The organism is Szabonella alba, assembly GCF_016765775.1.
GTDB lineage: Bacteria > Pseudomonadota > Alphaproteobacteria > Rhodobacterales > Rhodobacteraceae > Szabonella > Szabonella alba.
This window is the reverse complement of the sequence record NZ_JAESVN010000019.1, coordinates 1-11796: the sequence shown is the minus strand read 5'-3', so window position 1 is coordinate 11796 and position 11796 is coordinate 1. Positions and strand designations below refer to the sequence as shown.

Below are 11796 nucleotides of genomic sequence, written 5' to 3'. Positions count from 1 at the left end.
AAACCCGGAACGTTTTTAAATATCCGGTAAATACTCTTTTAAAATCTTGATCTTAACGTCCTCCTTGCCCCGGGTGCCGCTGCGCGCGGGGGCCCGAACAGCCCCATGGCGCATGCGCCGCGCCACGGGGCCGTCACCCGGAGGAAGCGATGTCTGAACACAATGTCTGAACACAAGGCCCCCCCGGGCCCTGCCGATCCTTTTTGCCCGGACGATCCCTTTTGCCCGGGCACGGTCGCGCTGCAGTCCATGGCCATGGCAGGCCCGCTGACGGCGGTGCCGGACGGGCATTGGTGGTTGCGCGACGACCATCCCGGCGGCACGGGCCTGGCGGTGGCCTGGCAGCTTGCCACCGGCCGCGGGGTGCGGATCGGAGTGCTCGACAGCGGCGTGAACAGCACCCATCTCGACCTTGTCGACAGCTATGACCATGCGGCGGAACAGGCGCTTTCGGCCGGGTCCTGGGCCGGTCTGGGCGCGCTTGGACAGATACTGACCGACAGCCATGGCACAAGGGTGGCCGGGCTGATCAGCGGAAGCGTGACCAATGACATCGCCGGAATGGGCGGCGCGCCCGATGCGCGGCTGGTCGCCACCTATATGGATCTGTCGGGCCGCCTGCAGGTCAGCCATGTCGCGGCCCTTCTGGAACGGCAGGGCGATTTCGACCTGTCCAACCACAGCTGGGGCTTCAGCGGCGCCTTCAGCGACAATTTCCGCACCGTCGCGATGCGCCCCGTGGCCGAGGCGCTGGACCTGCTGGCCGAAACCGGACGTGACGGGCTGGGCACGGTGCTGGTGCTGGCGGGCGGCAATGGCCGGATGATCCGCAACGGCCAGAATCTCGGCGATGACGCGAATTTCCACAATTTCGCCAACAGCCGCCACACGATCACCGTGGCCGCCACCGATGCACAGGGCGCGGTGGCCAGCTTTTCCAGCCCCGGGGCCAATCTGCTGCTGGCCGCCCCCGGCGTGGCGCTGCGGACGGCGGACGGGCTGGGCAGCTTTGATGCCCGCGCCGCCAGCGTCAGCGGCACCAGCTTTGCCGCCCCGCTTGTCAGTGCCACCGTGGCCCTGATGCTGGAGGTCAATCCCGGGCTGGGTGCCCGCGATGTGCAGGAGATCCTTGCCCTGACCGCGCGGCCCACCCTGATGCCCGGGGCCGCGACCAATGCGGCAAGCGGGGTGAATGGCGGCGGCTTCGTCTTTGACCGCGATATCGGCTTTGGCATTCTCGATGCCGCCGGGGCCGTGCGGCTGGCCCGGCACTGGCAGGGCGGCGCCACGGCGGCCAATGAAATCTCGGTCGAGGCGCGGCTGGGATCCGCCCTTGCCGCCGACAAGACCTTTCAGGTGATGACGGTGGATGTGGCGGCCCCTGCCCCGCAGTTTCGCGTCGAATGGGTCGAACTGGGCCTGACCCTGACCGATACCGCGCTGCGCGACCTTGCGATCGAGCTGATTTCCCCCACAGGCAGCCGCAGCCTGATCGCGCCCAATCTGATGGCCGGGGGCAACGGGACCTTCCTGAATTTCACCTTCTCCACCGCCGCCCTGCGCGGCGAGGAGGTGACGGGCGAATGGCGGGTGGAACTGCGCCACCCGACCGCCCCCGACAGCTTTGTCGTCTATGATGCGGCCCTGACCTTTCATGGCGGCACCGCCACCGGTCCCGCGGTGACCTATATCACTTCGGCCTATGAGGCGCTGGCCGCCGCCGATCCGTCACGGCTGCTGCTGATGCCCGGGGCGGAGGGGGCGGGCGTGCTGAACGCCGCCGCCACCGCTGCGGCGCTGGATCTGGATCTGGGCCGCGGCACAGGCATGATCGGCACCGCCGGGGTGACCCTGGGCGGGACTTTCACCACCGTGATCGGCGGCGCGGGCGATGACCGGCTGACAGCCGCGCCGGAGGGCAGCGCCCTGTCCGGGGATGAGGGCGATGACACCATCGCGGGCGGCGCCGGGGCCGATACGATGCAGGGCGGGGCAGGGATCGACACGCTGGATTACAGCGCCTCTGCGCAAAGCATAGCGGTGCGGCTCTGGAACGGGACGGCTTTCGGCGGCGATGCCGAGGGCGATGTCTATACCGGCTTTGAAAACCTGATCGGCGGGGCGGGCAATGACACGCTGAACGGTGACAATGCGGCCAATATCCTGACCGGCGGGGCGGGCAATGACTTCCTGTTCGCGGTCAATGGCAATGACATGGCCTATGGCGGGGCGGGCCATGACACGCTTTATGGCGGCAATGGCGATGACAGCCTGTTCGGCGGCGCGGGCGATGACCGGCTTTATGGCGATGCCGGCAATGACATTCTGGCAGGCGGTGCCGGGGCCGATACGATGCATGGCGGGGCAGGGACCGATACGCTGGATTACAGCGCCTCTGCGCAAAGCATAGCGGTGCGGCTCTGGAACGGGACAGCCTTTGGCGGCGATGCCGAGGGCGATGTCTATACCGGCATCGAGAACCTTGTCGGCGGCTCGGGCCATGACACGCTGAACGGCGATAACGGGGCCAATGTGCTGAGCGGCGGGGATGGCGATGATTTCCTCTTTGCGGTGGGTGGCAACGACCTTGTCTATGGCGGGGCCGGAAATGACACGCTTTATGGGGGCGCAGGCGATGACAGGCTGGAGGGCGGCGCGGGCGATGACCGGCTTTATGGCGATGCAGGGGCGGATACATTCATCTTCGGCCCGGGCCATGGGCAGGACAGGATCCTGGGCTTCTCGGCGACGCAGGACCGGCTGGAACTGTCTTCCGCGCTTCTGGGCGGGCTGTCCCCGGGGACCGGGGTCGTGGCGCACTATGCCCGCGTGACCGGCAACAATGTCATCTTCGATTTCGGGGATGGCAACAGCATCCTGCTGCAGGGGGTGAACAGCCTGACCGGGCTGGAGGATAGGATCGACATCTTCGGCGATACATTGTTTTAGACAGGGCCGGGGCTTTAAACCATGCCGGGACTTCAGGCAGGGCGGGGCCGACAGCACCCCGCAGGTTGCAGCACCGTGCAGGGACAATCGCCGCGCCTGTGCCGGAACCGCAGAAAACAGGTCCGGACCGGCCGGAATCCGCAGAAAACCGGCCTTTTTGACGCTTCCACAGCTTTGCCCATTGGATTGCGGCCCGAAATCTGCAAATCGACGGGGATGTTTTTCAGCGGATCCAAAGCCTCATGACCGTCTCTGACCAGTTGCCACCGAACACCACCCTGACCCATCTGCAGCGACTGGAGGCCGAAAGCATCCATATCCTGCGCGAAGTGGTCGCCAATGCCGACAATCCGGTGATGCTTTATTCCATCGGCAAGGATTCTGCGGTGATGCTGCATCTGGCGAAAAAGGCGTTTTACCCCGCGCCACCGCCCTTTGCGCTGCTGCATGTCGACACGACCTGGAAATTCCGCGCCATGTATGCGCTGCGCGAAAAGGCCGCCGCCGATGCGGGCATGGATCTGATCGTCTATCAGAACCCCGAGGCCAAGGCCCGCGGCATCAACCCGTTCGATCATGGCAGCCTGCATACCGACATGTGGAAGACCGAAGGTCTGAAACAGGCGCTGACGCAACACGGCTTCGACGTGGCCTTTGGCGGCGCGCGCCGCGATGAGGAGAAATCCCGCGCCAAGGAACGGGTGTTTTCCTTCCGCAGCGCCAATCACCGCTGGGATCCCAAGAACCAGCGCCCCGAGTTGTGGAAGCTGTACAACACCCGCAAATCCAAGGGGGAATCGATCCGGGTCTTTCCGATCTCGAACTGGACCGAACTGGATATCTGGCAATATATCCATCTGGAAGGCATCGAGATCGTGCCGCTTTACTTCAGCGAGCCGCGCCCGGTGGTCGAACGCGGCGGGCTTTTGCTGATGGTCGATGATGACCGCTTCCCGCTGGCGCCCGGTGAGGTGCCGCAGATGCGCTCTGTCCGGTTCCGCACGCTGGGTTGCTATCCGCTGACGGGGGCTGTGGAAAGCGAGGCCACCACCCTGCCGCAGGTCATTCAGGAAATGCTGCTGACCACCACATCCGAACGTCAGGGCCGCGCCATCGACCACGATCAGGCCGCAAGCATGGAGAAGAAGAAGCAGGAGGGGTATTTCTGATGTCCGCCACCGAGAAAAACCCCACCACCAAAAACCCCGCCACAGATCCCGTCTATGTCACCGATGCGCTGATCGCGCAGGATATCGACGCCTATCTCACCGCGCATCAGCACAAGACCATGCTGCGCTTCATCACCTGCGGTTCGGTCGATGACGGCAAGTCCACCCTGATCGGGCGGCTGCTTTATGATACCAAGATGATCTTCGAGGATCAGCTTTCCGCGCTGGAGCGCGACAGCAAATCCGTGGGCACCCAAGGCGGCGGGATTGATTTTGCCCTGCTGGTCGACGGGCTGGCGGCGGAACGCGAACAGGGCATCACCATTGATGTCGCCTATCGCTTCTTTGCCACCGAGAAACGCAAGTTCATCGTGGCCGATACACCCGGCCATGAACAATATACCCGCAACATGGTCACCGGCGCCTCCACCGCCGATCTGGCGGTGATCCTGATCGATGCGCGCCAGGGTGTGCTGACCCAGACGCGGCGGCACAGCTATCTGGTCAACCTGCTGGGCATCCGCAATATCGTGCTGGCCATCAACAAGATGGATCTGGTCGGCTACTCTCAGGACCGCTTTGACGAGATCGTGCAGGATTACACGACATTCGCCCGGCAGATCGGCATGGAAAGCTTCCTGCCGGTCCCGATTTCCGGGCTGCAGGGCGACAATATCGCCAGCCGCAGCAATGCGATGCCCTGGTATCAGGGGCCGACGCTGCTGGGCCATCTGGAAGAGGCACCTGTCAATACCAGCCGGATGCTGGACCTGCCCTTCCGCATGCCGGTGCAATGGGTGAACCGGCCCAATCTGGATTTCCGCGGTTTCGCGGGCCAGATCGGCGCGGGCCGGGTAGCACCCGGTGATGCGATCCGCGTGCTGCCCTCGGGGCGGACGACGCATGTGAAATCCATCGTGACCTTTGACGGCGATCTGCCCGAGGCCCAGGCCGGGCAATCGGTGACGCTGACCTTCGCCGATGAGGTGGATTGTTCGCGCGGCGATGTGATCGTGGCGGCAGACAGCCCCTGCGAGGTGGCCGACCAGTTCGAAGCCACATTGGTCTGGATGGAAGAGGCCGAAATGCTGCCGGGCCGGCCTTACCTGCTGAAGATCGGCACGCAGGTCGTGACCGCCACGGTGACCGAGCCGAAATATGAGGTGAACGTCAACACGCTGGAGCATCTGGCCTCGAAAACGCTGGGGCTGAATGCGATCGGCGTGGTCAATATCTCGACCGACCGCGCGATCCCCTTTGAGGCCTATGCCGAAAATCCCGATCTGGGCGGGTTCATCCTGATCGACCGGATGACCAATGCCACCGTGGCCGCCGGGATGATCCATTTCGCGCTGCGCCGCAGCCAGAACATCCATTGGCAGGCCGTCGATATCAACCGCGAGGCCCATGCCGCGCAAAAGGCGCAGAAACCCGCCGTGGTCTGGTTCACCGGGCTTTCGGGCTCGGGCAAATCGACCATCGCCAATCTGGTGGAAAAGAAACTGCATGCCATGGGCCGCCACACCTTCCTGCTGGATGGCGACAATGTGCGCCACGGGCTGAACCGCGATCTGGGCTTTACCGATGCCGACCGGGTGGAAAACATCCGCCGCGTGGGGGAGGTCGCGCGCCTGATGACCGATGCAGGCCTGATCGTGCTGACCGCCTTCATCAGCCCCTTCCGGGCCGAGCGGCGCATGGTACGCGACGTGATGGCGGAAGGCGAGTTTCTGGAGGTTCATGTCGACACGCCGCTGGACGTGGCCGAAGCGCGCGATGTGAAGGGTCTTTATAAAAAGGCCCGGGCCGGACAGTTGAAGAACTTCACCGGCATCGACAGCCCCTATGAAGCCCCCGAAGCGCCCGAGATTACGGTCGATACGGTGTCACTCTCGCCCGAAGAAGCCGCAGACCGGGTGATTGCCGCCCTGCTGGCACGCTGAGGCGAAAAAAGGGACGGGGAGGCGAAAAAAGGGACGGGCCGGTTTTGTTTCGCGCGCGAAACATTCAATGCGCCGCCCGTCCCTTTCTTCCCTTCACTTTCCGGATTTCAGCCAGTCCTCCAGCCGTTCGCGGAAACCGGGGCCGACGGCGGGGCCGGACAGGATCAGCACCGGTTTGGTGAAACCGCCTTCCAGCCTCAGAAAGACGCCGGGGCGGATTTCCTGACCAGAGGCAACGGCAGGGGCATCATCCCTGGCCACAAGGGTCTTTTCTGCCTTGTCAGAGCCGTTTTTCAGGGTGGAAAAGGCCCCCAGCCGGGCTAGTTCCGCTGCCGTATCAGGCGCGGGGTCGGATTTCAGGGCATCGGCCAGCGCCCTGCCCTCTTCCGGCCGCGTCTCCAGCGCCTTGGCCAGCGCCAGTCCCAGTCGTTCGGGAATGGCGGCCGGAAAGCGCAGCGCCTCATCCAGCGCCCGCACGATGGTCAGGAAAGACCCGATCTTGGAGCGCCGCGCCCGGCTTGCTGCCGAAAACAGCTGCTGCAAGGCCTGCTTTTCCGTGCCGAACACGCCCAGATCCACCGCCCGCGCCGCAATCCGGGCGCGTTCGTAATAGGACAGGCCCTGGCGGACCTCGTTTTCCTCGACCATGGCGACATAGGCCTCGGGCGCATCCTTGGGGCGGCGCAAAAGGGCCAGAACAGTGCCGTATTTTGCACCGTCCATGCCTTCGCCCGCCTCCTCGGCCAGCCGCCGCAGTGCCTGCAGCCGCCGCCAGCCGGAAATCAGCCCATAGCGCCCAGCCCCCAGATCAGCGACCTCGATGGGCATGCGCTGGCCATGATCGCGGATCGAGGCGATCAGATGGGACAGTTCTTCCTCATCCAGCGCGATCCGGTCACGCACCAGATGGCCCGGGTCGATGGCCTCCAGCGGCAGGACCTGCACCAGCCGCCCCGCCGCGCGCGCCTCGGTCATGGCCTGCGTGACCTCGGCCAGTGCCGCCTCGGCCGAACTTTCGGCAACGACCCGGGCAATCGGCGGACCGTCATTGCCCAGACCGCCGCCCAGACCGGGCCGCAGGAAAGCCTTGACCTCAAGCGGGCCGGACAGGCCGTTTTCCGCGATATCAGAGCCTGTTTCGCCCCCCGAAGGCGGGATCAGACGTTTGCGTTTGGCCATGGGGATCCTCCTGCGATCGGGGGGCAGGGTCTGTGCCCGGAGTAAAACGGCGATGAAGCGGGCGCGCGCTGCGGCAGGATCCGAGACAGAACAGGGGCTGACCCGGAAAGGGCAGGGGGACCGGCCCGCAAATGTTTCGCGCGCGAAACAGTCATGGCGCCGCCTTTTCTGGTCGGGCTTTTTCGGTTCGGCCCTTTTCTGTTTGGGCCGTCCCGGTCTCCGTCTTTTCCGCCTCGGCCGCCTGCTCATCCCGCCGCCAGATGCCGTAAAGCAGTTTCTTGAACCCGGCCCATGTCGCATCAAAGGTTTCGCGGCCGCGCATATAGGTCTCGCGGTTGAAGTCGCGGTAATCGGCCTCATAGATGCCATTGACCTGTTCGCCTGCCTGCCCGATCAGCGCGGTGAATTCCTGCCGCTGCGGCGCCATGGCGCGGCCCAGATAGGCCTGCATGAAGGCCGCAAGTTCCGCCTGCTGGCCTGCATCATAGCGGGTGATGACCGTGCGCACCGCATCCCATTCAAAGGCAAGCTCGGGACGGCCAAGCGCTCGGGCGGCGGCATTCTCGCCTTCCTCGATACTTGAGAAGGTCGAATGCAGCATGTCGAAGAAGCGCCCCGTGCTGTCGAATTCCAGAAAAGAGGCCCCGGTCGGCACCAGCAGGATATCCGCCGCCGCCAGCCCGTTGATCGTGAGATAGCCAAGGGCCGGGGGCGTATCGAGAAAGACCAGATCATAGCGGTCCAGCACGCCATCGCTTGCCAGAGCATCCGACAGCGCATCCCAGAGCTTCCAGCCGCGTGCCTGCATCCGCCAGACCGGGATCTGGAATTCCGCCCAATAGAGGTTCAGCTGGCTGCCGATCAGGTCAATATTGGGCCAGTGGGTTTTCTGGATGATCTGGTCGGGCGTCACCTTCAGCGCCTCGGTCAGCGTGGCATCCAGGGGATGGGGCGCATCGCCCCGCTCGACCCGGGCGCGGTTCTCGACCTGCAGATGGCGGGCGTAATGGCGCGCCAGCAGCGGAAAGGCGGTCTGCCATTCATCGGCGACGCGCCCCCCGAAGATCGAGGTCATCGACCCTTGGGCATCGAGATCAATCACCAGAACGCGGTAGCCGTCGAGTGCCGCCGACATGGCCAGATGCGCACAGGTCGAGGTCTTGCCGACGCCGCCCTTGAAGTTCGCCACCGCCACCATCTTGGCGGGCAGGCCCTTGGGACGGTAGGGCAGGTAATCCTTGTTCTTCGCCCCTTCGGCGGCAAAGAAGGCGCGCAGGCGCAACACCTCATCAAGGCTGAACCATTTCGCCCCGCCCTCGGTTTCCGCCCGGCCCTGCGGCAGGTCGGGATTGGCCTTCAGCACCCGGCGGAAATGGCCCTGGGCGACCGGGATCAGATAGCGCGTGATCTCCCATGTCGAGAACAGTCGCAGGGCCTTGCGCCCTTCCTCTCCGAGGCCGCGGGCGGCCAGATCGTCGCGCCCGCGCCCGGCCATCTCGGCGATGCGCGCCAGTTCGGCGGTGCCGACCGCGGGGCCGAGAGCGGCCCGTTCCGCATCGGGCGACAGGTTGAAATAGGGCGGGGTGTCGGGGCCGGTTTCCCGGTTTGATTCGCGTGCCATGCTGCCTTATGTGCGCTGTTTTTGGCAATATACACGAAAAGACGCGACATGAAAGGAAATGCAGAACATCTGCCTGAAACACAGATTTTCAATAGCATATTCAAAGGCTTGCAATGGGTGTTGGGGGTTCGGGTCTGAGATCCGAATTTCCAGCCTGATCCGTTCTTCAAGTTATATGTATGTTATTCTATTAGTTACAGACTGTCCTCCTTGTCGGTAATGCATTGATACAAATAAAAAATTTTTAGATCCAACCATAAGAAGTGACTCTGAAACCCCGATCAGGCGACTCCGGTCCCCCGATGCCGCGATTCCGATCCCCCGATCGCGCGCAACTTCGGGCTTGGCCTGAGCGCCGCCTTGTGGATAACTTGGCGTCAATGAAACCACGAAGTTTCAAGCGGGCCCCGGCAAAGGGGCAGGCCCGGGAGCGATCCCTTCAAGCAGGGGCCATGGATTGAGGAACGGGCATGACTGCGATCAGGGCAGGGCAGGGGAAGGGCATGTTGTTGCCCGACCGGCTGGCAGACCGGCAGGGGGATTTCTTCCTTTGCGACATTTTCGGTGCTTTGCCGAAGGATGATCTGGCCAGTATGGAACATCCGCTCTTCTCGCTGTCCACACGGCCCGACCGGCGGATCCTCAATTACAGCCATAACGGGGTCGAGGTGACGGTGGTGCCTTCCGTCAAGGGGCTGGCCACGCTGTTTGACAAGGACATCCTGATCTATTGCATCAGCCAGCTGATGGCGGCGCTGAATGCCGGGCGCGAGGTGACGCGGCATCTGCGCCTGACCGCGCATGACCTGATGGTGGCCACCAATCGCGAAACCAGCGGCGATGGCTATGCCCGGCTGCGCGAGGCGTTCGAGCGGCTGGCAGGCACGCGCATCACCACCAACATGACCACCGGCGGGGTAGAGGCGACCACTGGGTTCGGCCTGATCGAAAGCTGGCAGATCCTGCGCGCGACGCCCGCAGGCAAGAAGGGCGCCGGGCGCATGGTGCAGGTCTCGGTCACGCTGTCCGAATGGCTGTTCCGCGCGGTGCTGTCGAAATCGGTCCTGACGCTGAGCCGCGATTATTTCCGCCTGCGCAAACCGCTGGAGCGCCGCGTCTATGAACTGGCGCGCAAACATTGTGGCCGGCAGCCCGAATGGCGCATCGGGATGGAGGTGCTGGCGCGGAAATCGGGATCGGCCAGCCCGCTCCGGGTGTTCCGCAAGATGATCCGCGACATGATCGCGGGCGATCACCTGCCCGAATATTCCCTGCAGGAAGAACCCGGCGACATCCTGCTGGTCACCCGCCGCGACATGGTGGTGCTGATGGATGAGGCCGGTGCCGGCCCTGTGCTGAAACCCGCCACCATCGAGACCGCCCGCGCGCTGGTCCCCGGCTGGGACATCTACGCGCTGGAGGCCGACTGGCGCGAGATGTGGCACCGCTCGGGCCGCCCGCGCCTCCGCAGTCCGGATGCGGCCTTTCTGGGGTGGATCCGCAAGCGTTGACCCCTCTGCCGCATTCTGGCAGGTTTTTCACAATCAGGCGCAGGAATTGCATGTTTCGGGCCGGATTGTGCCATGATTTACGTCCAGTTCATCATCTGTCCCGGGAATGATTTCGGAGGGATCGACCATGGCAAATGACCTGATAATGGCCGCTCCCCTGGATGTCCGCCTGTCGGGACATGGCCGTTTCGGTCTGGATTATCAGGGGAGTGCCGATCAGATGCCCACCGCCCAGAATACACCCACCGCCGATGAACAGCTGATGCTGGAACTGACCAACCGCGCCCGCATCGATCCGGCGGGGGAGTTCGATGCGCTGATCCTCAATGCCGCGACCCAGACCGGTGTGCAGACCAATATCTCGGCGGCGCTCGATCAGTTCAATGTGGATATGGTGCAACTGCGCAGCGCCTTCGAGGCGCTGACCCCTGCGGCCCCCCTGGCCTGGAACACGGCCTTGGCCCGGGCGGCAGAGGGTCACACGGAACTGATGCTGGAGAACAACGCCCAATCCCATCAGTTTCCTGGAGAACCCAACCGGGCTGCCCGGATCGCGCAGGCAGGCTATCCGAATACCCCTGCCACTGTCTCGGGTGAAAACGTCTATGGCTATAGTCAGGATGTGCTGTTCGGCCATGCCGGATTTTTCATTGACTGGGGCGTTGCCGGGGCGGGCCACCGCGAGAACATCATGGACAGCAGGTTCACCGAAATCGGCATTGCCATTCTGGCAGGGCCGGGCGCGACGGGGCAGGTCGATACGGTCGGCCCCTTCCTTGTGACCCAGAACCTTGCCAGCCGCGCGGGCTATCAGGCGCAGCTTCTGGGCGTGGTCATCGACGATCAGGACAGTGACCGCTTCTATGATATCGGCGAAGGTATGGGCGGGATCACGGTGACGGCGACGGGGACGGGCGGCACCTTCACGACGCACAGCTGGGGGTCGGGCGGCTATCAGATGGTCCTGCCCAACGGCAGCTATACGGTCAGCTTTACCGGGGCAGGGCTTGAGGGGGCGGCACGCTATACGGTCAGCATCGGCGGGGCGAATGTGAAGCTTGATGCTTTCGCCGCCGATTTCGCACCGGTCATTCCTCCGCTTCTGCAGATCGGTTCGGATCTTGCCGACACATTGCTGGGCGGAACCGGCAATGACACGATCCGTGGTGAGGGCGGTAATGATGTTGTCTATGGCGGTCTGGGCAATGACGATCTGGCCGGGGGTGCAGGCAATGACGTGATCTTCGGGGATGCCGGCAGCAACATCCTCTGGGGCGGCCTTGGCAATGACACGGTTCAGGGCGGATCGGGATCGGATACCATCCATGGCGGTGGCGATGGCACCAACCACCTGCTGGGCAATGATGGCAATGACCTGATCCATGCGGGATCGGGCGGCGATTTTATCGGCGGCGGCGCGGGCA

7 protein-coding genes are annotated in these 11796 nt (G+C 63.9%); 5 read left to right on the top strand and 2 right to left on the bottom strand.

Annotated features, from left to right (window positions below; translation table 11 throughout):
* The first annotated feature begins 249 nt into the window (after window positions 1-249).
* The 3 genes from JL811_RS19235 to cysN all read left to right on the top strand — a co-directional run bounded on the left by JL811_RS19235 (window position 250) and on the right by cysN (window position 6061).
* A complete protein-coding gene (locus JL811_RS19235) occupies window positions 250-2949 on the top strand; it encodes a S8 family serine peptidase (RefSeq protein ID WP_202690333.1) in 2700 nt (899 codons plus the stop codon).
* 242 nt (window positions 2950-3191) lie between these two features.
* Complete coding sequence (gene cysD / locus JL811_RS19230) at window positions 3192-4118, top strand: sulfate adenylyltransferase subunit CysD (protein ID WP_202690332.1); 927 nt, start codon at window positions 3192-3194, stop codon at window positions 4116-4118.
* Window positions 4118-6061, top strand: coding sequence for a sulfate adenylyltransferase subunit CysN (cysN, locus tag JL811_RS19225; RefSeq protein ID WP_202690331.1), 1944 nt, complete (start codon window positions 4118-4120; stop codon window positions 6059-6061). Before cysD ends, cysN begins: the two co-directional genes overlap by 1 nt.
* 93 nt (window positions 6062-6154) lie before the next feature.
* On the opposite strand, the gene JL811_RS19220 is transcribed toward cysN, so the two are convergent.
* Both JL811_RS19220 and JL811_RS19215 read right to left on the bottom strand, forming a co-directional pair.
* Window positions 6155-7240: a ParB/RepB/Spo0J family partition protein gene (locus tag JL811_RS19220; RefSeq protein ID WP_202690330.1), complete on the bottom strand. Its 1086-nt coding sequence runs from the start codon at window positions 7238-7240 to the stop codon at window positions 6155-6157.
* 151 nt (window positions 7241-7391) lie between these two features.
* Window positions 7392-8861, bottom strand: coding sequence for an AAA family ATPase (locus JL811_RS19215; RefSeq protein ID WP_202690329.1), 1470 nt, complete (start codon window positions 8859-8861; stop codon window positions 7392-7394).
* A gap of 503 nt (window positions 8862-9364) precedes the next feature.
* Here JL811_RS19215 and JL811_RS19210 point away from each other — a divergent pair.
* Together JL811_RS19210 and JL811_RS19205 are read left to right on the top strand one after the other, a co-directional pair.
* Window positions 9365-10372: a replication initiator protein A gene (locus tag JL811_RS19210; protein ID WP_237685085.1), complete on the top strand. Its 1008-nt coding sequence runs from the start codon at window positions 9365-9367 to the stop codon at window positions 10370-10372.
* Between the two features lie 145 nt (window positions 10373-10517).
* A partial coding sequence (locus tag JL811_RS19205; RefSeq protein ID WP_237685084.1) for a CAP domain-containing protein occupies window positions 10518-11796 on the top strand: 1279 nt, incomplete at its 3' end.